General features: G+C 70.0%; 19 protein-coding genes. 3 read left to right on the top strand and 16 right to left on the bottom strand.

The window, feature by feature from the left end:
• Positions 1-10: 10 nt before the first annotated feature.
• From LSF15_RS05610 to LSF15_RS05635, 6 genes are read right to left on the bottom strand one after another with little or no spacing between them, the layout of a single operon-like run.
• Positions 11-1,186 (bottom strand): FAD-dependent oxidoreductase, encoded by a 1,176-nt coding sequence (locus LSF15_RS05610; protein WP_232497547.1) that lies wholly within the window; start codon positions 1,184-1,186, stop codon positions 11-13.
• Positions 1,179-1,904, bottom strand: a complete 726-nt coding sequence (locus tag LSF15_RS05615) for a methyltransferase domain-containing protein (RefSeq protein ID WP_232497548.1) — start codon at positions 1,902-1,904, stop codon at positions 1,179-1,181. The genes LSF15_RS05610 and LSF15_RS05615 overlap by 8 nt, the downstream gene beginning before the upstream one ends.
• Before the next feature lies 1 nt (position 1,905).
• A complete protein-coding gene (locus LSF15_RS05620; protein WP_232497549.1) occupies positions 1,906-3,048 on the bottom strand; it encodes a type III polyketide synthase in 1,143 nt (380 codons plus the stop codon).
• 20 nt (positions 3,049-3,068) lie between these two features.
• Positions 3,069-3,431 carry an SHOCT domain-containing protein gene (locus LSF15_RS05625; RefSeq protein ID WP_232497550.1) on the bottom strand — a complete coding sequence of 121 codons (363 nt, stop codon included), beginning with the start codon at positions 3,429-3,431 and terminating at the stop codon, positions 3,069-3,071.
• A gap of 4 nt (positions 3,432-3,435) precedes the next feature.
• Complete coding sequence (locus LSF15_RS05630) at positions 3,436-3,864, bottom strand: DUF6325 family protein (RefSeq protein ID WP_232497551.1); 429 nt, start codon at positions 3,862-3,864, stop codon at positions 3,436-3,438.
• Positions 3,865-3,895: 31 nt separating this feature from the next.
• Positions 3,896-5,191: an ion channel protein gene (locus tag LSF15_RS05635; RefSeq protein ID WP_232497552.1), complete on the bottom strand. Its 1,296-nt coding sequence runs from the start codon at positions 5,189-5,191 to the stop codon at positions 3,896-3,898.
• Between the two features lie 200 nt (positions 5,192-5,391).
• Between LSF15_RS05635 and LSF15_RS05640 the strand changes: the two genes are divergently transcribed.
• A complete protein-coding gene (locus LSF15_RS05640) occupies positions 5,392-5,793 on the top strand; it encodes an SHOCT domain-containing protein (RefSeq protein WP_232497553.1) in 402 nt (133 codons plus the stop codon).
• 72 nt (positions 5,794-5,865) lie between these two features.
• On the opposite strand, the gene LSF15_RS05645 is transcribed toward LSF15_RS05640, so the two are convergent.
• The 4 genes from LSF15_RS05645 to LSF15_RS05660 all read right to left on the bottom strand — a co-directional run bounded on the left by LSF15_RS05645 (position 5,866) and on the right by LSF15_RS05660 (position 9,295).
• Positions 5,866-7,005: a DUF998 domain-containing protein gene (locus LSF15_RS05645; protein WP_232497554.1), complete on the bottom strand. Its 1,140-nt coding sequence runs from the start codon at positions 7,003-7,005 to the stop codon at positions 5,866-5,868.
• Between the two features lie 143 nt (positions 7,006-7,148).
• Positions 7,149-7,643 carry a DUF2017 family protein gene (locus LSF15_RS05650; protein ID WP_232497555.1) on the bottom strand — a complete coding sequence of 165 codons (495 nt, stop codon included), beginning with the start codon at positions 7,641-7,643 and terminating at the stop codon, positions 7,149-7,151.
• Positions 7,640-7,933, bottom strand: a complete 294-nt coding sequence (gene clpS, locus LSF15_RS05655) for an ATP-dependent Clp protease adapter ClpS (RefSeq protein WP_372459926.1) — start codon at positions 7,931-7,933, stop codon at positions 7,640-7,642. The genes LSF15_RS05650 and clpS overlap by 4 nt, the downstream gene beginning before the upstream one ends.
• A 45-nt stretch (positions 7,934-7,978) precedes the next feature.
• Positions 7,979-9,295: a methyltransferase gene (locus LSF15_RS05660; protein WP_232497556.1), complete on the bottom strand. Its 1,317-nt coding sequence runs from the start codon at positions 9,293-9,295 to the stop codon at positions 7,979-7,981.
• A gap of 266 nt (positions 9,296-9,561) precedes the next feature.
• Between LSF15_RS05660 and LSF15_RS05665 the strand changes: the two genes are divergently transcribed.
• Entirely contained in the window at positions 9,562-10,239 is a 678-nt protein-coding gene (locus LSF15_RS05665) for a hypothetical protein (RefSeq protein WP_232497557.1), read from the top strand.
• A gap of 25 nt (positions 10,240-10,264) precedes the next feature.
• Here LSF15_RS05665 and LSF15_RS05670 read toward each other — a convergent pair whose 3' ends face one another.
• From LSF15_RS05670 to dnaK, 5 genes are all read right to left on the bottom strand, one after another.
• The gene (locus LSF15_RS05670; RefSeq protein ID WP_232497558.1) at positions 10,265-11,887 is read right to left on the bottom strand and encodes a molybdopterin-dependent oxidoreductase; all 1,623 of its coding nucleotides are present in this window, start codon (positions 11,885-11,887) and stop codon (positions 10,265-10,267) included.
• A 134-nt stretch (positions 11,888-12,021) separates the two neighbouring features.
• A complete protein-coding gene (locus tag LSF15_RS05675) occupies positions 12,022-12,435 on the bottom strand; it encodes a heat shock protein transcriptional repressor HspR (RefSeq protein ID WP_232497559.1) in 414 nt (137 codons plus the stop codon).
• Between the two features lie 9 nt (positions 12,436-12,444).
• Positions 12,445-13,434, bottom strand: a complete 990-nt coding sequence (locus tag LSF15_RS05680) for a DnaJ C-terminal domain-containing protein (protein WP_232497560.1) — start codon at positions 13,432-13,434, stop codon at positions 12,445-12,447.
• Between the two features lie 122 nt (positions 13,435-13,556).
• Entirely contained in the window at positions 13,557-14,222 is a 666-nt protein-coding gene (locus tag LSF15_RS05685; protein WP_232497561.1) for a nucleotide exchange factor GrpE, read from the bottom strand.
• Complete coding sequence (gene dnaK, locus LSF15_RS05690; protein ID WP_232497562.1) at positions 14,219-16,099, bottom strand: molecular chaperone DnaK; 1,881 nt, start codon at positions 16,097-16,099, stop codon at positions 14,219-14,221. Before dnaK ends, LSF15_RS05685 begins: the two co-directional genes overlap by 4 nt.
• Before the next feature lie 414 nt (positions 16,100-16,513).
• Here dnaK and LSF15_RS05695 point away from each other — a divergent pair, with 414 nt between their 5' ends.
• Positions 16,514-18,040 (top strand): M1 family metallopeptidase, encoded by a 1,527-nt coding sequence (locus LSF15_RS05695; protein ID WP_232497563.1) that lies wholly within the window; start codon positions 16,514-16,516, stop codon positions 18,038-18,040.
• A gap of 67 nt (positions 18,041-18,107) precedes the next feature.
• Here LSF15_RS05695 and LSF15_RS05700 read toward each other — a convergent pair whose 3' ends face one another.
• Entirely contained in the window at positions 18,108-19,511 is a 1,404-nt protein-coding gene (locus LSF15_RS05700; protein ID WP_232497564.1) for an MFS transporter, read from the bottom strand.
• Between the last annotated feature and the right edge of the window lie 138 nt (positions 19,512-19,649).

Consider the following 19,649-nt stretch of genomic DNA (forward strand, 5'->3'; position numbering starts at 1 on the left):
CCCAGCCGACTCACAACCACCGCATCGTGAATGCGCGCGCGAGCAGTCCGCGCAGCGGCGGCACCGCCAGCACGCGCACGGCGCCATTGCGCACCCGGAGTCGCACGCCCGTCGCGGGTGCGCCCATCGCCATGTTGAACGCGGCTTGACGGATGGCCCGCGCCGCGGCCGCGCGTCGCACCTGGTCGTACGCCTCGAACGCTTCGAACGGCGCCCCCACCCGGAGCGCGGTCTCGAGGTCGTGGTCGAGCCGCAGCGCGTCGAGCCAGCCGAGGTTCATGCCCTGGCCGCCGATCGGGCTGATCTCGTGGGCGGCATCGCCGACGAGCGCGACGCGTCCGTGCGCGAGGCGCGAGGCGAGGTGCTGCCGCGCCTCGAACGCGCTCGGCTCAGAGGCTGCGGCGGCGTCGAACGCACCCGACGTGCGCGAGCGCACGATCGTCGCGAGATGTTCGACCGAGGTGTGTGCCGGAGGTCGCCTCACCCAGGCGACCCAGCGGCGCAGACCGCCGGGCATCGGGAACGACTCCACGACGCCCGACGGCTCGAAGTGCAGCAGTGCCTGATCGGGTTCGCCCGTGTCGTCGCGCGTGTCGCCCATCACGTAGTGGGCGTGTCCGGCGTGGGCGTGCCAGTCGATGCCGAGCTGTTCGCGCAGTGCGCTGCGCACCCCGTCGGCCGCGACCGCGTACCGGGCACGCACCGAGAGCACCCCGGTCGCACGACCGGCGTCGCCGACGTTGACGGCGTCGACCATGACATGGGTTCCGCGGTCGCGCACGTGCCGCACCTCGACGCCGCGCCGCAGCGCCCCCGGCCGCAACTCGTCGAGCCGCCCCTCGAGCAGCCGCTCGGTCTCGAGCTGCGGCAGCGACAGCACCGCTCCGGCCTTGGCGAACGACATGTCGCCGAGCACCCGGCCCTCGCACATCACGCGGCCGCCGGCGATCTCGATTCCGGCCGCGCGCACCGCCGGCTCGAGCCCGACGTGCGCGAGCGCACGCAGCCCTGGCGGGTGGATGCCGATCGCCCGCGATCGCCCCGACCGCTCATGGCGTCGTTCGAGCACCACGACGTCGCGCCCGCGCAGCGCGAGCAGGCACGCGAGCAGCATGCCGACGGGGCCGCCGCCCACCACGACCACGTCGTGGATCGGTTCGTGTGCGATTGCCGCCGGCTCAGACATCCGGCCCCCAGGCCACCTCGAGCCGCGAGGGGAACGCCCGCCGCACGCGCCACCCGGGCGGCAGCACGCCGGCGAGCTCGGCGACCGTGTGGCTGCGACGGATCGACGCGAGCCCGTCGCCGCGGATGTAGGTGCCGGCGAGCAGGTTGCCGGCGAACGGCAGGGTACCGAGCCAGAAGCCCGCGTAGCCCCAGCAACTGCGCTCGATGTCGCCGAGCACCACGATGCCGCCCGGACCCACGAGGCGCTGGCAGTCGGCGAGCAGCGCGCCCGTCTCGTGTCCGTCGAGGTGGTGCAGCACGTGGTTCGACAGCACGATCTGGAACCGCTCGCCGGCACGCACGAGGTCGCCCGTCATGGCACGCCGCGCCGTCAGCCCCCGCACGGGCGGCTGCGCGTCGGCCCAGGCGATCGCCCGCTCGTCGGGGTCGATCGCGGTGATCTCGAGGCGCAGCCTGTCGGCGCGGGCCCAGCGCAGCATGCGGCGGGGCAGGTCGGCGCTGCCCGTGCCGACGTCGAGCAGCCGCGTGGCCCACACCGGCGAGAGCCGCGGGCGCACCCACCGCCGGTACACGGCGCGCTCGCCTGACACGACCGCATTCACGAGCCGGAATCGCTCGTACGTCTTCGCCAGCATGTTCGGGTCGGCGTCAGGGCCGTCCATCTGCTCGACCACACGTTCGTCACGGAACGCGAGCGAGGTGAACGGATGTCGCACACTAGGCCCGCACGGTGAGCAGTGCCGATTCGACGGTGAGCCCCGGCCCGAACGCCATCGCGGCCACGCGATCGCCATCGGACGCCGCGTGCGACTCGAGGATGTTCTTCAATACGAACAGCACCGTCGCGCTCGACATGTTGCCGAAGTCGCGCAGGGTCTCGCGGGCGGGCACGAGCTGCGCCTCGGTGAGCACGAGCCGCGACTCGACCTTGTCGAGGATGCTGCGCCCGCCTGGGTGGATCGCCCAATGCTCGACCGCCTGCGACGCGGTGTCGGCGGCGAGTGCCGCGGCAAGCGTCGGCTCGGTCGCGAAGAGCGGCTCGAGCGCGCCCGTGATGTGGTCGTCGATGATCGCGGGGATCGCGTTCGAGAGCACCATCTCGAAGCCGTGGTCGCCGATCTTCCAGGCCATGTCGCCCTCGCCGACCGGTGTCACGCGCGTCGCGAACCCGTCGAGGTCGAACGCCTTCTCACCCGCTTCGGCCGGACGCGTCGACACGATGCCAGCCGCCGCGCCGTCGGCGAACAGCGACGACGCCACGATCGTGTCGGGGTCGTTCGACGATCGCAGGTGCAACGTGCACAACTCGGCGCTGACGACGAGCACGACCGCCGAGGCATCCGCTTCGCACAACTGCTTGGCGATGCGCAGCGCCGGAATCGACGCGTAACACCCCATGAATCCCAGGTGGTATCGCTCGACGCCCGGGTTGAGCCCGAGGTCGCGGGCGAGCATGAAGTCGGGGCCGGGTGCGTAGAACCCGGTGCACGAGACGGTCACCACGTGAGTGATATCGGATGCCTCGACCCCCGTGCACGCCGCGAGCGCGGCCCGCGCCGCCTCGAGGTACAGGCGGGTGGCCTCGACCGCGTAGATCTCATTGCGGACCTTGGTGCCCGGCAGCCGCAGCTCGCCCGAGTCGATGTCGAAGAACACCGGCTCGTCGGGGTGCGCCTCCCAGCTCAGCTCGTCGAGCACCGTGTGGCGTGTTTCGATGCCCGACACGTCGAAGGCGGTGCCGATGATGCGCTGTGCAAGGCGGTTGAGGCCCGGTTGCGCGGCGAAGACGTCGCGCACCTCGGGCTGCACGAGAATGGTCGGCGGAACAGCGGTCGCAACCGCTCGCAGGGTGACGGCCATGTCGTGGTCGCGGCAAGGCCTCAGCCGAGCAGCTTCGCCTTCGCCGCCGCGAACTCGGCGTCGGTGAGGATGCCCTGGTCTTTGAGTGCTCCGAGCTTCTGCAACTCGGCGACGATGTCGACGCCTCCGGCGGCGGGCGCGGCGGGTGGGGGCGCTGCGGCGGCGGCGGCCGCCTGCTGCTGCGCGACGGCCTGTTGCGCCGCCGCGTCGATCTGCGCCTGCTGCTGTTGCGCCTCGTACTGCTGCTGCTCGTACTGGCCCTGGGCCTTCTCCTGCTGGTGCCGCTGCACGCTGCCGCTGACCGCCGTGGCGGTTCCGGCGACGACGGCGGTGCGAGCGGCCATCCCGACGAGTCCCGGGCGTCCCATCCTCCTGAACGGCATGGTGCTACTCCTCTTCAGCTTCTGCCAGCACGGCGTTCACGACCGTCGCGGGAATGCGTTCGGCCGACAGTACGATGCCGCCCGACTGGGCGAATCGGGAGGCGAGCTTCTTCGCCCAGACGAGCTCGATCGCGAGCAGCGCCGCCGACGTGCCGAGCGGGATCTGCTCGGCGAACTCCTCGACGTCTTCATCGCCGACGAGGCCGATGGTCTCGAGCTCGGTGACGCCGAAACCGTAGTCGTCGGCGATCTCCTCGAACTCCGAGACCTGCAGCGAGCCGTCGGGCTCCCTCGAGACGACGAGGAAGTCGAGCAGCCTGATCTCACCACCCGCGACGAGCTCTCGGATGGCCTCGAGCGTGCCCTCGTCGGGCCGATCGCCTTCGAATCCGACGAGATAGAGATCGACCGGACCGTACTCGAATTCCGTCATTCGTGGCTCCCCTTCACGCGTTCTCTGCAGACTATCCCCGAGCGGGTGGCGGCGCTACAGCCGATTCTGATGCGGGCGGCGCGATGCGGAACTCGGGCGCGCGAGTCACGAGCAGCCAGGCCGGCAACACGATCACGCACAACACCGGCAGCACCGAGACGTCGCCCACGATCGCGACCGCGACGAAGATCGCCATCCAGCCGTCGCGGGTCACCACGAGCACCACCCCGAGCACCGCGGCGCCGATCGCCAGCCCGACGGGCATGGCCGGGATGAGTGCACTCGCCAGCAGCCCGAGCGCCACCCCGATGAACACCGACGGGAAGACCCGGCCGCCGCGGAACAGCGAGCTCGCCGCGACGAGCAGGGCGACGATCTTGATTCCCGCCAACGCCGCGAGCTGGGCCGCGTCGTAGTCTGCGGAGTTCGCCAGCAGGTCGCCGGTCTGCTCGAGCCCCTTGAACATCGTGATCGGCCCGCCGAGCAGCCCCAGCAGGCCGAGCAGCAGGCCACCGGCCGTCGCGATGAGCACCGGGTGGCGCAGCGAGTGCATGATCCGGTACACGACGGGGAACGCGGCCAGCATCGCGAGGGCGATGACGGTCGCGGCGCACGCCACGATCGCGCCGGTCACGAGGTCGGGCGGCTTCGGGCCGTCGTACCCGGGCACGTTGAATCCGAAGGCCTGCTGGCCCAGCAGGTGCATCGTGATGGCGCCGGCGCCCGCCGCGACGAGCGGCAGGAAGAGGCGATCCCACAGGGCCCCGCCCGACTTCAGCGAGGCGACGATTCCGGTGAAGAGCAGGGCGGCCGCGACCGGCGTGTCGAAGAGCGCGCCGATGGTGGCCGCGACCGCGAGCGACCCCGTGAGCCGCGCCGGCACCTTCGGCATGAACCGGGCGCCGACGGCGACGAGCATCGCCACGTTGATCGCGATGATCGGGTTCTCAGGACCGAGGCTGACGCCGCCCGCGAGCGCGAGTACCGTCACGATCGCGAGTCCGGGCAGGTTGCGCAGCGGTTGCGGGGGCTCGGCGAGCTCGGTCGTCGCCGAGTCGGGGCCGCCGTGGCCGGGCGCGACGACGAGCACGAGCCCCACGGCGAGGCCGGTGACGGTGAGCACCAGCACGATCCACCACCCCGACGAGTCCACGCCGAGCGCACCCGGGATCGTGTCGTAGAGCACCGACGACAGTGCCTCGGACACGGAGTTCAGTGCCCAGAGCACCAGAGCCGAGACCACGCCGATGAGGAGCGCCGGCACCGACAGCATGATCAGGCGGCGTGGCGTGACATCCGCATCTGTCGGAGGTATCGCGAGCGTCATGTCAGCTCCTGTCTGCCGGATTCGTGGGCGGGTCGCGCGGTCGAACGGCGAGTACCTGGCGCCACTCTCCCGAATGCGTCCTCCCGCGTCGAGGGTAGCGCCGCAACGGCGCGGAACTGTGGACGTGCGAGACCGCCACGCGATAGGTTCGCCACAGCGGCGCTCTATGGGGGAGCGCTCCCGCAGTGAAAGGGCTCCGCATGACCTTCTGGAACAATTTCTGGGATCTGATCTGGTGGTTCCTCTGGGCGTTCGTCTTCATCGCCTACCTGTTCGCCCTGTTCGCGATCATCGGCGACCTGTTCCGCGACCACAAGCTCAACGGATGGTGGAAGGCGGTGTGGATCCTCTTCCTGATCTTCGTGCCGTTCCTCACTGCACTCGTCTACCTGATCGCACGCGGCAACGGCATGGCCGAGCGTTCGCAGAAAGAGGCGAGGCAGTACCAGGCGGCGACCGACGAGTACATCCGTCAGACCGCCGGGAGCGCGGCGAGCCCATCCGACGAGATCGCGAAGGCCAAGGCCCTGCTCGATTCCGGCACGATCTCGCAAGCCGAATACGACCAGCTCAAGGCGAAGGCGCTCTCGCACAGCGCGTAGCCGCCGAACGACGAACGAGGGGCCGGATGTCGCGACATCCGGCCCCTCGTTCCGTTCGAGACTCGTCGTTCCTCAGGTCGCGGCGACGGCCGCACGCGGCGAGTGCATCGCACCCGAGCTGCGCAGGAACACGATGATCCAGCTGAAGATCAGCACCCCGGCGACGAGCTCGACCGCGGTGAGGTTGTAGTAACCAGTCGCGAAGAACGCCCCGAGCATCGCGATGACGCCGACGTAGACGTACCCGAGCAGGATGAAGACGCGCGGCATCGAGGGGATGAACCAGCGCAGGCCGATGACGACGACGGCGAAGACCACGGCCATGCCCGTCGCGACGGTGTTGTGCACGAAGAAGAACCGATCGACCGGGAAGACGCCGACGCAGGCGAGGAAGATGCCGATGAGGATGAGGCCGACGCGCACGACATTGCGGCCTCTCACCTCGGCCGCGGTGGTGACCGGAACCGACGCGGTCGCGTAGCGGGCGATGGTCGTGACGATCGCCCCCGCGATGATCAACGTGACGTTGAACGCAAGCGACGAGATGTCGTCGGTCATGCCGAGCGCGCTGAGGTTCTCCTGCCACCACTGGGGGTCGCTCGCGCTCAGCATGCTCGCCAGCGCACCGACCACGAGGAACAGCGCGAGCACGAACGAGAGCAGCATCGGCGTGAGGTGCGCCGACGACAGGAACACCGCGTACCCCGTGACGGCGAAGCCGACGCCCGCGAGCACGGCGCCCGGCAGGCTGAACACGACCGCGCCCTGGAAGCTCTGCTCGAGCAGGTCGGAGAGGCCAACCCAGCCGAGCAGGGCGATCACGGCGTGGGCGACGCCGATCGCGGTGAGGTCGAACCAGTGAATGTGCACGCCCGGGCTTTCGAGACCGGCCAGCGGCTCGGGCTGCGCGGCGGGTGATTGCGTGCGCCGGCGCAGTGCGATCCGGCCTGCGACGAAGGCCACGATGGTCACTACGGCCGACCCGATCGCGACGAACTGGCCCAATGACCCCTCGCCGGCGATCGGCAGGTCACGTCCGAGGAACGAGATCCACGCGACGATGCCGCCGACGGCGAACAGCGCCGCTCCGAGCACGAGCGCGCTCGACTCGAGGGACTCGGCCGTGGCGGCCGGGTCGCGAAGTACGCGCAGAATCGACGACGGTTCGCGAACCTTCGTCGTGGCGCTCGAGGTGGTCGCAGTTCGGCTCACTCGGGTCCCCTGTCGTCAGGCGGCGCCGAGGCCGGCGTGGCCGCTCGGCATCAGCATGCCAGCCCCGGGCACGCGCACGCACGCGCGGCGCGCGGCGGGGCATCCGCTCGGCCCGTTCGACGAGATGAAGGCGCCTGGACGGCTCAGGGCTTGATCGGGTCGAGCACCTCGAGCATCGAGCCCTGCACGAACCCAGCCCATTCGTAGGCGGCACGAAGGTAGTCGTCGCGCGTCTCGACGTCGGCGTCGCCCTCGTCGTCGTCGACGCCGACCCGCTCGGCCAGGATGAGTCGCAGGTCGGTGAGGAACGTCAGCCAACCCCACGCCTGGGCCTGGTCGAGCTCGATCTGCACCACTCCGGCGTCGACGTGATCGACCGCGGTCGCGTCGCGCACCGACTGCGCGGCCTGTCGCTTGCCGTCGACGAGGCTGTCACGTGTGTAGCGGGTGAACTCCTCGGACGCCTCGAGGTCTTCGGGGTAGGCGTTCGGCAGCAGCCGCCCGAGCGCGGGGTCGTCGGCCTCGCCGAGCAGCAGCACCGAGTCGACCTGGTCGGCGAGCTCAGAGAGCAGCATCGCCTCTTCGGTCTCGAGCACGATGCGGATGCCCTCGCCGCCGCCGAGCCCCGCGACGATCACGTCTCGGCCCTCGCGACCGTGGCCTGGAGCCCATACCCGTGCATGGCCTGCACGTGATGCTCCATCTGCTCGCGGTTGCCGCTGGCCACGATGGCCCTGCCCTCGGTGTGCACCTGCATCATGAGCCGCTCGGCCTTCTTGCGCGGAAAGCCGAAGTAACTGCGGAAGACGTACGTCACGTAGGTCATCAGGTTGACCGGGTCGTCCCACACGATCGTCTGCCACGGCACGTCGGCCGCGACGCGCTCGCGGAGTTCGGTGTCGTGCTGCTCGAGGGTCGATGGGGTCACACTCCAAGCCTGACACGCCCGCGCGCGCGACGGAACCTCGAACCGTCACCGCCGGGTCGACGCGGTGACCGTGAACTTCGGGTTGCGGGCGATCTGGCGCGTCGGCCCGACCGCACGCTGGAGCATCGGCCGGTACCGCAGGTGCGAGTTCCACACGCACCACAGCTCGCCGCCCGGCGCGAGCACCCGTGCCGCGTCGGCGAACAGGTGCGAGGCGATGCCCGTGTGCAACGCCGCATCGGAATGGAACGGCGGGTTCAGCACCACGAGCGGCTCGCTCGCGTCGGCGAGCAGCTCGAGACCGTCGGCCTGCGTCACGTCGACGCGATCGGCGACGCCGTTCGCGTCGGCCGTCAGGCGAGCGGATGCCGCTGCCGAGGCCGAACGATCGGTCGCGGTCACCCGCAGCCCGGCGCGCTCGCGCGCCAGCCAGGTCGCGACGACGCCCGTGCCGCAGGCGAGGTCGACCGCGGTCGCGGCATCCGGAACCGCGTCGGCGAGGTGCGCGAGCAGGAACCGCGTGCCGATGTCGACGCCCGTGCCGGCGAAGACCCCGCCGTGCGCGAGAACGGTGAGCCCCAGGTCGTCGTGGTGCTCGCGGCGGGGCCACGCATCAGCTGGTCGAGGAGCGCCCGACCCCGCTGCAGGTCGAGGAGCGCCCGACGAATCACCCGCTGGTCGAGGAGCGCCCGACCCCGCTGCTGGTCGAGGAGCGCCCGACGAATCACCCGCTGGTCGAGGAGCACCCGACGAATCACCCGCTGGTCGAGGAGCGCCCGACGAATCACCCGCTGGTCGAGGAGCGCCCGACGAAGGAGGACGCGTCTCGAGACCCGACGCCGTCAGCACCCGCGACTTCTGGCGCGCGTGCGACACGTCGAGCGCCCCGAAGTGCCCGCGTAGCACGTCGTTCATGGCGAGCGACATGTGCTTGATACGTCCGCCCGCGACGAGCACGACATCGGGGTGCGCGTGCTCGGCGACGAGCGCCGCCACCTCGTCGAGCCGGTCGAGCGAGCGCGGCAGGCGCATGAGCACGAGGCGCGCATCAGCCACGAGCGCCGCCTCGAACGGCATCGACCGCACGGCCTCGGCGAAGCCGGTGCGCGCCGCGTTCTCGGCGAGCGCGCGTTCGCCGGTCACGAGATCCTGATGCACGCGGATGCCTCGTGCCCCGGCGTCGGCCGCGCCGAGCGCGATCGCGCCGTAGGCGTCGTCGATGACGACGATCTCGCCCGGCCCCGCCGCCGCGATGCGCGCGGCCGCTACATCGAGCACCAGTCGGTCAGCGGCATCCGATGCTTCGAGTCCCGGCCCCTCGACGTCGGGGTGGCGGCGCAGCGCGCCGAGATCGAAGGGCATGGGCCAAGGGTACGCAGCCTAGGTACGCAGCGCGCACCCGCCGTCCGCGCGCGAACTCCCCGCACCGAAGCCCCCCGCCCGCGAACTCCCCCGCACCCGAACTCCCCCGCACCCGGAGTGCAACAGGAAGAACCTGCCTGCCGGCGGCGTGTCGCCGCGTGACTCGCCGCCGAGATGTCAGAAGTTCCTGCATCGGTGGGGCGTGGGCCGGCTGCGGCCGACCCTGGGTGCGGCATCCATTCGACTTTGCTACCCTCGGTGCTCGCATGCGGCGCGCACGGCACGGGGGAGTGAAACGCGGCGAGCGATTCGTTCGCCGCTTCGCCGGTGTGCTCTCGGTCACGGCCGTGCTGGGCCTGATCGCCACGCTCGCGCTGGCTCCGCTCTCGCGTCCCGACGCGACTTCTCCGGCATTCGCGGCAGCGGCGGACTCGCCGCACAACGGTGACGCGCAACGCGTCGAGGTCGCATCGGATGTCGCAGCCCCCGCCGTCTCGCACGAGTCGTACACCGCGGCCACCGGGCCTCAGACGCTCGTCGCCGGCGGCACGAATCACGACTGGGCCAAGCTCGTGCTCGTGCTCGGTGAATTCCCGGTGACCGACCAGAACGTGGTGGTCATCACCCAGTGGATGCGCGAGGAGAACGGCCCCGACAACTGGTGGAACCGCAACAACCCGCTGAACAACGGAAACGGGTCTGGCGGCGGCTCGGGCCTCGGCAGCTATGCCACCCTCCAGGTCGGTGCCGAGTACGCGGCCGACAGCTTGCGGCGCCTGTCGTTCTACGACGCGATCGAGGCCGGGCTCGACGCCGGCGCACCCGCCGCGACGACCGCGGCCGCGATCTGGCAGTCGCCGTGGGCGACGAGCCACTACGGCAACGGCGCGCACTGGTCGACCTCGCCGGTGCCCGTCGTCGAGGCGCCCGAGTCGGCCTGGTGAGTTGACGCTTCCGAGTCCGCGCCGCTCAGCTCACCCTGAGCAGCGTTCGCTGCCATCCTGTCGAGCCGTCTGGCGCGATCGGCGTCCGCTCCTCGATTTGGAGCATGCCGTTCCGGTCTGTCGCTCGCACCGCCACATAGTGCGTTCCGGCGGTCGCCTCCCACTCGAGATACCACTGCACCCACGTGTCGCGGTTGATCGGCGTGGAGAGTACGGCGTCCTCCCAGGGGCCATCGTCGATCTGCACCTCGACGCGCTCGATGCCGACGGGCTGGGCCCAGGCGACGCCGGCGATGATGGTCGGTCCCGGGCTCAGCGCCTTGTCGATGCGGGGGGTGTCGATGCGCGAGGACAGCTTGATCGGGGCCTTGGCGCTGTAGCCGCGCGGAGTCCAATACGCTTCGTCTGCTGCGAACGTCGTCACCTTCAGCTCGGTGAGCCACTTCGTCGCGGACACGTAACCGTAGAGACCCGGGACCACCATGCGCACCGGGAAACCGTGCTCGAGCGGGAGCGGTTCGCCGTTCATCCCGACCGCGAGGATCGCGTCGAGGCCATCGTCGGTGAGCGCCTCGAGGGGTGTGCTCGCGGTGAAGCCATCGATACTTCGCGAGAGCACCATGTCGGCGCCCGCCTGCGGAGAAGCACGACGCAGCACCTCGCGCACCGGAACCCCGAGCCACCTCGCGGTGCCGAGCAGGTCGCCGCCGACCTCGTTCGAGACGCAGGTGAGGGTGATCGCGAACTCATCGAGTCCCATGCCCACGAGGTCGTCGAACGTGAGCTCGATGCGGCGGTCGACCATGCCGTCGACCATGAGTCGCCATGCGGAAGGGTCGACGGATGGCACGGTCAGCGCGGTGTCGACACGGTAGAAGTCGCGGTTCGAGGTGAAGAGCGGTGAGATACCCGGGATGTCGAGTTCGGCGCCAGTCGGCACGACCACCCTCGAACTCGGTGCGGGCAGCCTCAACGCCTTCCGCACCGCGGCGATCGATGAGGTGGCGGCGTTCACGACGCGGGCGCCGAGACCCACGACGAGAGCGGACGCCGCCGAGATGCCTGCGAGGCGGAAGAATGCGCGCCGATCGACGCCCTCGAGCACCGCGGCGGGCCGTGGGTCGCCCACGCCGACGACGTCGCTGCCACGGCCCTCGACATCGCGAATCGCAGCGTCGCGCCAGCGGTGGAGCCGCCGCACGAGGAGCACCAGCACGACGACCCCGGCGATAGTGCCGACGACCGGCGGCGCCCAAGCCAGCGAAGTGGCGCCGGCACGGGTCACGATGGCAGCGGTGGACAGTGCCCCGGCGACGCCGAGGGCGATGACGCCGAGCGGCGGCCGAAGGTACTGCAGCACCCCGATGACGGCGGCGGCGACCGCCACCGCGACGGCGAGCGTGATGAGCAGCACGGGCTTGTCGTTATCGCCGAAGGTCGCGATCGCGAACTCCTTCGCCCAGCGCGGCACGATGTCGATCACGAACGACCCGACCGCGAGAATGGGCCCGCCATCGCGTGCGACGAACAGGGCGACGAGTTCGGCGGCCGCAAGGAACACGCCGGCGCTCACAAGTCCCGCCAGCGCCGCCCAGGCGAGGCGCGCTCGCCCGCGCCGCTTCGCGTTCGTCTCGATGTCGCGCGACATCACGCCTCCGCCTCCGCGGGAATCCGGATCACCCGCTAGTGAGGTATTCGTTGCCGAAGCGGGTTCGGATTGCGCGTACGCGCCGATCCGCACCCGGTTCGGGTGCTCGAGAGCGGGTGGTGAGGGCAGCCCGATCAGCGGTCGAGCGGGCGCCAGACGACGACGGCGTTCTCGCGCCGCACGCGCGTGCCGGCACGCAGGGTGACGACCTCGCCCGCCGAGCCCGCCGCGAACACGCGACGCCCGGGCCGGTTGAGCATCTCGTCGGCGAGCGCCGCCTCGAGTTCGCGCACGCGGGCGCGCAGCGTCGCCACCTCGTCTTCGAGGCCGAGCACACGGCGGATTCCCTCGAGGCTCACGCCCTCGCTCGAGAGCTGTGCGATCTCGCGCAGCTGCGCGACATCCCGCATCGAATACCGACGTGACTTGCCCGCCGTCCGCGTCGGCGACACGAGGCCCATTCGGTCGTACTGCCGCAGCGTCTGCGGGTGCATGCCGGCGAGTTCTGCGGCGACCGAGATGACGAACAGCGGGCTCATCTCGTTCATGTCCATCGCCTAGCTCCGCGCCTTCGCGATGAGGTCGTCGCGTGGGTTCTCGGCAGGCAGCTCGGCGGCGAACGCCTTGAGCTTCTCTTCGGCGTCGCTCGACAGGTGCGACGGCACGGCGATCTGCACGACGGCGAGCAGGTCGCCCGTGCCCTTCGATGTCTCGACGCCGCGGCCCTTGACGCGCAGCACACGCCCACTCGGCGTGCCAGGCGCGACGCGCAGCTTCACCGGGTCGGCGCCGAGCGTGGGCACCTGGATGGTCGCCCCCAGCGCGGCTTCGGCGAATGTCACCGGAACGGTCACGCGCAGGTTGAGCCCGTCGCGCTCGAACACGGGGTGCTTGCGCACGTTGACGGTGAGGATGATGTCGCCCGACTCGCCGCCGTCGGGCGACGGGTGCCCCTTGCCGCGCAGCCGGATCTTCTGGCCGTCGGCCACACCCGCGGGGATGCGCACGGTGATCGGCTTGCCCTCGGCCGACTGCAGGGTGATCTGGTCGCCCTTGGTCGCGGTGATGAAGTCGAGGGTCGTCGTCGCGGTGACGTCGCGTCCTCTGGTCGGCCCGCCGAAGCCGCGGTAGCCCCCGGTCGGCTGGCCGAACCGGCCGCCGCCGAAGAGGCCGCCGATCAGGTCGTCGTAATCGCCGCCCTGCTGGAACGTGTACGACTGACGCCCACCGCCCTGGCCGAACATGCCGCCGAAGACGTCTTCGAACCCGCCTCCGGCACCGGCGCCGCCGGGCGCGGTGAACCGAGCGCCCGAGCCCATGGCGCGGATCGCGTCGTACTCCTTGCGCTGCTCGGCGTCGGAGAGTACGGAGTTCGCCTCGCTGATGTCCTTGAACTTCGCCTCGGCGGCGCTGTCGCCCTGGTTCTGGTCGGGGTGGTACTTGCGCGCGAGCTTGCGATACGCCTTCTTGATGTCGGCGCCGCTCGCGTCCTTGGAGACGCCGAGCACCTGGTAGAAGTCCTTGTCGAACCAATCCTGACTGGCCATCGGCACCTCCTCTCTCTGAGTCTGTCTGAAGCGGGATCGTCGGTCGAGTAGGCCGGAGGCCGTATCGAGACCTCGTGGTGGTCTCGATACGGCGCTGGCGCGCCTACTCGACCGACGATGGGCTACTGCGGCGTCTTGACGACGACCTTCGCCGGGCGCAGCTGCACGCTGCCGAGGTTGTAGCCGTTCTCGACGACGTCAGCGACGGTGTCGATCTCGACCTCGTCGCTCGGCTGCTGGAAGATCGCCTCGTGGTGCTGCGGGTCGAACGGCTCGCCGACCTCGCCGAACGAGGTGAGCCCGAGCTTCTCGACCTGGGCCCGCAGTTTCGCGGCGATCGTCGCGAACGGCGTGTCGCCCTCGAGGTCGCCGTGCTTCTCGGCCCGGTCGAGGTCGTCGAGCACGGGCAGCAGCACGGCGACGGCCGCACCGACCGCGCGTTCGCGTTCGAGCTCGCGGTTCGCCTCGGTGCGCTTGCGGTAGTTCGCGTACTCGGCGGTGACCCGCTTGAGGTCGGCGAGGTGCTCGTCGCTCGGCTCCTCGACCTCGGCGTTGGCCGCGTTCAGGATGTCGTCGACCGTGAGCTCGTACTCCTCGTCGGCGAGATCGGATGCCTCGGCGCCGGCGTCGCCCGCCGCCTCGGTGACGCCGCCCGCCGCCTCGGGGGCGCCTTCGGCGGGCGCCCCGTCGGCGTGATGGGGGTGCCGAACCTCACCGGTCTCGGGGTCGATGCGACGCTTATCGCGGATCACCGGCTCCTCGTGGTTCTGGTTCTGCTCGTCGGTCATGACGTCTTCTTCTCGTCTTCGTCGTCGACCACTTCGGCGTCGACCACGTCCTCATCGGACGAGTCGTCGGCGGCCGGGCCGGACGCCGAAGCGTCTTCGCCGCCGGCGGCAGCCGCGTCGGCCTGCTGCGACTGGGCGTAGATCGCCTCGCCGAGCTTGCCCTGCGAAGCGTTGAGCTTCTCGAACGCGCTCTTCACGGCCGCGTCGTCGTCGCCGGCGAGGGCCGACTTGAGCGCGTCGACGTCGCCCTGCACCTCGGACTTGACGTCGGCGGGCAGCTTGTCGTCGTTGTCCTTGATGAGCTTCTCGATCGAGTAGGCGAGCTGCTCGGCCTGGTTGCGGGTCTCGGCCGACTCGCGGCGCGCCTTGTCTTCGGCGGCGTGCTCTTCAGCCTCGCGCACCATGCGCTCGATGTCGTCCTTGGGCAGCGACGAGCCGCCCGAGATCGTCATGCGCTGCTCCTTGCCGGTGCCCTTGTCTTTCGCGGACACGTGCACGATGCCGTTGGCGTCGATGTCGAACGTGACCTCGATCTGCGGGATGCCGCGGGGAGCCGGCGCGATGCCGGTGAGCTCGAACGTGCCGAGCGGCTTGTTGTCGCGGGTGAACTCGCGCTCGCCCTGGAAGACCTGGATGGCCACCGACGGCTGGTTGTCGTCGGCGGTCGTGAAGGTCTCGCTGCGCTTGGTCGGGATCGCCGTGTTGCGCTCGATGAGCTTGGTCATGATACCGCCCTTGGTCTCGATGCCGAGGCTGAGGGGCGTGACGTCGATGAGCAGCACGTCCTTGCGCTCACCCTTCAGGACGCCGGCCTGCAGGGCCGCGCCGACGGCGACGACCTCGTCGGGGTTGACGCCCTTGTTGGGCTCCTGGCCGGTCTCCTGCTTCACGAGGTCGCTGACCGCGGGCATGCGGGTCGAGCCGCCGACGAGCACGACGTGCGCGACATCCGACAACTTGATGCCGGCCTCGCGGATGACGTCTTCGAAGGGCTTCTTCGTGCGATCGAGCAGATCGCTCGTCATGTTCTCGAACTCGGCGCGCGTGAGCGTCTCGTCGAGGTTGGCCGGGCCGTTCTCGGTGAGCGAGAGGTAGGGCAGCTGGATCGAGGCCTTCAGGCCCGACGACAGCTCCTTCTTGGCCTGCTCGGCGGCCTCCTTGAGGCGCTGCAGGGCGATCTTGTCCTTCGAGACGTCGACGCCGGTCGAGTCCTTGAAGCGCTTGATGAGCCAGTCGACGACGCGCTGGTCCCAGTCGTCGCCGCCGAGGCGGTTGTCGCCCGAGGTGGCGCGCACCTGGATGGTCGAGAAGTCGTCGTCCTTGCCCACCTCGAGCAGCGAGACGTCGAAGGTGCCGCCACCGAGGTCGAAGACGAGGATGAGCTCGTCTTCCTTGCCCTTGTCGAGGCCGTACGCGAGCGCGGCGGCGGTGGGCTCGTTGATGATGCGCAGCACGTTGAGGCCCGCGATCTCACCGGCCTCCTTCGTGGCCTGGCGCTCGGCGTCGTTGAAGTACGCGGGCACGGTGATGACCGCGTCGGTGACGGTGTCGCCGAGGTACTGCTCGGCGTCGCGCTTCAGCTTCTGCAGGATGCGCGCCGAGATCTCCTGCGGCGTGTACTGCTTGCCGTCGACCTCGGGCGACTTCCAGTCGGTGCCCATGTGGCGCTTGACCGACGCGATCGTGCGGTCGACGTTGGTGACGGCCTGGCGCTTCGCGGTCTCGCCGACGAGCACCTCGCCGTCTTTCGTGAATGCGACGACCGACGGGGTCGTGCGGAAGCCCTCTGCGTTGGCGATGACGGTGGGCTCGCCGCCCTCGAGGACCGAGACGACCGAGTTGGTCGTGCCGAGGTCGATTCCTACTGCACGTGACATGTGTGTTTCTCCTTCTTCCCTCGCCGGTCGAGTAGCGCGCAGCGCGTGTCGAGACCGTTGCAGGGTTACCGGTTCGGCCGTTCCGGCCCGCAACCGAAGTACGGGGTGACGAGACTTGAGCCTCGCCGACTCAAGCTTCGCAGCGCCGACTTTTCGTGTCAAGTTGAGGCGGCCAAACTTGAGCGCACTTGACTCAACTCACAGCGCTTGCTCAGTATTCCGGCAGGGCTCGGCGGCTCTACGGTTCCACCCGGCTGCGCCACTTCGTCGGCGCCTGCGCCAGTTCGGTCGGCGCGGAGGACGGCGAACCGGCGCACAGATGGCTCGGCGGTCAGCGAAGGCACTACCGGCCGCGTTCGACCACCTCTAGAGTGTCGCGCACACGCGTTTCGTGGAACAACGAGAGGAGCAGTCGTGAACGGGAGACGGTTGAAGCTGGTCGGCAGCCTGGCGGTCGCGGTGACGGTGATCGGAGGGCTCGGGGCGACCGGGGCCGCTGCCGCCCCCGGAGCACCTGGCGGGCCGCGTTACACCGCCGGCGCGCAGGGCGTGGGCGATGCCTACTTCCCCTACTCGGGCAACGGCGGGTACGACGTGAGCCATTACGACCTCGACGTCACCTACACGCCACCCGCCGCGGCGCCGGCGCCGCTCGAAGGACAATTCGAGGGCGTGGCCACGATCGACCTCGTCGCAACCCAGGACCTCGACCGGTTCAACCTCGACCTCCGCGGCATGGAGGTGAGCTCGCTCATGGTGAACGGCAAGCGCGCGAACGCGATCGCACCCCCGGCACCGGGAGCCGAGGTCGACGGGGCCGCGTACTGGCATGTGCAGAACGATGCCGAGCGCATCTGGGAGCTCACGGTGCAGCCCCGCCCGAAGATCAAGGCGGGCCAGAGCGTGCAGCTCGTCGTCGAGTACGGCGGAGCGACCACGCGGCCCCTCGACATCGAGGAGGCGCTCTACGGCTGGGTGACGACGCGCGACGGCGCCATGGTGGTCAGCGAGCCCGAGGGCTCGATGACGTGGTACCCGGTGAGCGACCACCAGACCGACAAGGCGACCTACAGCTTCGCGATCACCGTGCCCGAGGGCAAGGTCGCCGTGGCGAACGGCGTGCAGCCCAAGCCCGAGGAGACTTCCGGAGGCTGGACGACCTGGTACTGGGATGCCCCAGACCAGCAGGCGAGCTACCTGACCACCGCATCCGTCGGCGACTTCGACCTGCGCGACACGTACTTCTCGGCGAGTGGGGTGCCGATCATCGACGCGGTCGACACGAAGCTCACGATGAACCAGCGGAACACGACGAACGCGAGTCTCGCGCTGCAACCGCTGATGATCGACTTCCTCGAAAGCCGGTTCGGCCCGTACCCGTTCAACTCGTACGGTTCGATCGTCGACAACGACAGCGTCGGCTACGCGCTCGAGACGCAGACGCGTCCGGTGTATTCGGGTTCCGCAAGCCAGGGAACCGTGCTCCACGAGCTCGCGCACCAGTGGTTCGGCAACGCCGTGAGCCCCGAGCGCTGGCAGCACATCTGGCTCAACGAGGGCTGGGCGACCTACGCCACGTGGCTGTGGGACGAGGAACGCGGCATCCGCACGGCGCAGCAGGCGTACAACAGCTGGTACGGCCCCGCGCGCACCCCGGCCTACTGGGAGTTCCAGATCGGCGATCCGGGAGAGTTCGGACTGTTCGCGACGCAGGTCTACAACCGCGGGGCGGGCACCCTGCACGCGCTGCGCGTCGAGGTCGGCGACACGAATTTCTTCGCCGCCTCGCGACTCTGGCTCGAGCGCTACAACGACTCGGCCGGCACAGCCGAGGACTTCCAGGCGATCTTCGAGGAGGTCTCGGGCGAGGACCTCGATGCCTTCTTCCAGACCTGGTTGTACGACCAGGTGAAGCCGCCGACCACCTGGACCCTGCCGTAGGGCACCACCCTCATCGATCCCCGTGGGTCGGCGCATCGCCGACCCACGGGGATCGATGATGTCAGGCTCAGGCGATCGGCACCGGGGTGGTCGGCGGCTCCTCGCGGGCGCGCGACACGGGCGGCGCCGTCGCGGGAGTCGCAGCAGACGAGCCCGAGCCCGACATCGCGAGCGCCCGCTTGATGCGCCAGGCGGCGAACACGGCGAGCGCACTCACCGCGAGGTGCATGCCGAGGAACACGTCGGTGAGCCCCGCCCCGAGCAGCACGCCCGCCACGAGGGGACCCGCCGCCGAGAACGCGGTCTGCAGCGCCGCGATCGTGCCGAGGGTCTGCCCGACCATGCCCTTCGGCGCGAGCTGCGCCGTCAGCGGGTTCAGCACGGGGCTGTAGATCGTCTCGCCGACCGCGAAGATGCCGTAGGTCATGACGAACAGCGCCGTGGCGATGCCGGGCGAGAACTGGGCCGCCGAAAGGATGAGCCAGGACACCACCCAGATGCTGCCGACCACCATGAGCAGCGCCGGGGCGCTCCGCTTGGCGGTGAGCTTCACGACGATGACCTGCAGCGCCACGATCACGACGCAGTTGATCGCTGCGGCGATGCCGATGGCGGCCGGGTCGACGTCGAGCACGGTGATGCCGTACGCGGGCAGGCCCGACTCGAACTGGGCGTAGAAGCCGAGCGCGAGCGTGATCGTGACGACGGCGGTCCAGCGCATGGCCGGCTGGGCGAAGATCGTGCGCAGCGCGCCGCGCGAGCCCGCGCCGCCGTCGGGGCGCCCGTCGCCGTCGAGGTCGACCACGGTGATCGCCCCGGTCGCGGCGTCGACCGCCCCGGATCGTGGGTTGAGGAGCGACGAAGGAGCGTCTCGAAACCCACCCGCTCCCGGTTTCGAGACGTCGCTTCGCTCCTCCTCAACCCGCACTCGTCCGGCGAGCGCGATGATCGCCGACGACAGCACGAACCCGCACGCCGCCATGATGAAGCCGATGTCGAGTCCGTCGGCCCGGTCGAGATCGACGACGAGCCCCGCGAGGAACGCGCCGGCCGCCATGCCGAGCGCCTCGCCCGTGAACTTGTAGGCGAACACCTTGCGACGGTCATCGCTCGACGACCAATTGAGCGCGAGCACCTGCTTGGCGGGCACTGCGGCTGAGAGGCCGAGGCCGAAGACGAGCATCCCCGCGAGGAAGAGCCCCGGCACATCCGCGAACACGAGCGAGGCGACGCCCACGGCACCGAGCAGTTGGGCGACGACGGCCACGCGCACCGGGTCGAAGCGGTCGGCGAGCCGGCCCGCGAGCGGAGCGGCGGCGAGCGCACCGATCGAGAAGAGTGACGACGCCCCGGCGGCGACGAGCGCGCCCCAGTCGCGGGTGTCGGCGGCGTAGGCGTACTGGTACGGCAGCACGGCTCCCCAGCCGAGCGAGCCGATGGCGCTGGCGAGCACGAGCAGTTTCGCGCGCATGAAGGCGCCCTCCTCTCAGGGTCGTCGAGGGTGAGGATGCTCCGCGCCGAGGCCGGCCGCGAGGCATCCGTCACCCTTCGAATACGAAGTATTCGATATCGAAATATTAGCAACCGAAAGATGCGTGCGAGAATTCCC

Source organism: Agromyces humatus, assembly GCF_021228295.1.
GTDB lineage: Bacteria > Actinomycetota > Actinomycetes > Actinomycetales > Microbacteriaceae > Agromyces > Agromyces humatus.

What these genes read in the sequence shown, in the direction of transcription:
- LSF15_RS05620 (WP_232497549.1), bottom strand. Translation starts at nt 3,048, where the DNA reads ATGGCCGTCACCCTGCGAGCGGTTGCGACCGCTGTTCCGCCGACCATT.
- LSF15_RS05675 (WP_232497559.1), bottom strand. Translation starts at nt 12,435, where the DNA reads ATGAACGAGATGAGCCCGCTGTTCGTCATCTCGGTCGCCGCAGAACTC.
- LSF15_RS05640 (WP_232497553.1), top strand. Translation starts at nt 5,392, where the DNA reads ATGACCTTCTGGAACAATTTCTGGGATCTGATCTGGTGGTTCCTCTGG.
- LSF15_RS05610 (WP_232497547.1), bottom strand. Translation starts at nt 1,186, where the DNA reads ATGTCTGAGCCGGCGGCAATCGCACACGAACCGATCCACGACGTGGTC.
- LSF15_RS05665 (WP_232497557.1), top strand. Translation starts at nt 9,562, where the DNA reads ATGCGGCGCGCACGGCACGGGGGAGTGAAACGCGGCGAGCGATTCGTT.
- LSF15_RS05670 (WP_232497558.1), bottom strand. Translation starts at nt 11,887, where the DNA reads ATGTCGCGCGACATCGAGACGAACGCGAAGCGGCGCGGGCGAGCGCGC.
- LSF15_RS05685 (WP_232497561.1), bottom strand. Translation starts at nt 14,222, where the DNA reads ATGACCGACGAGCAGAACCAGAACCACGAGGAGCCGGTGATCCGCGAT.
- LSF15_RS05680 (WP_232497560.1), bottom strand. Translation starts at nt 13,434, where the DNA reads ATGGCCAGTCAGGATTGGTTCGACAAGGACTTCTACCAGGTGCTCGGC.
- dnaK (WP_232497562.1), bottom strand. Translation starts at nt 16,099, where the DNA reads ATGTCACGTGCAGTAGGAATCGACCTCGGCACGACCAACTCGGTCGTC.
- LSF15_RS05630 (WP_232497551.1), bottom strand. Translation starts at nt 3,864, where the DNA reads ATGACGGAATTCGAGTACGGTCCGGTCGATCTCTATCTCGTCGGATTC.
- LSF15_RS05700 (WP_232497564.1), bottom strand. Translation starts at nt 19,511, where the DNA reads ATGCGCGCGAAACTGCTCGTGCTCGCCAGCGCCATCGGCTCGCTCGGC.
- LSF15_RS05625 (WP_232497550.1), bottom strand. Translation starts at nt 3,431, where the DNA reads ATGCCGTTCAGGAGGATGGGACGCCCGGGACTCGTCGGGATGGCCGCT.
- LSF15_RS05660 (WP_232497556.1), bottom strand. Translation starts at nt 9,295, where the DNA reads ATGCCCTTCGATCTCGGCGCGCTGCGCCGCCACCCCGACGTCGAGGGG.
- LSF15_RS05635 (WP_232497552.1), bottom strand. Translation starts at nt 5,191, where the DNA reads ATGACGCTCGCGATACCTCCGACAGATGCGGATGTCACGCCACGCCGC.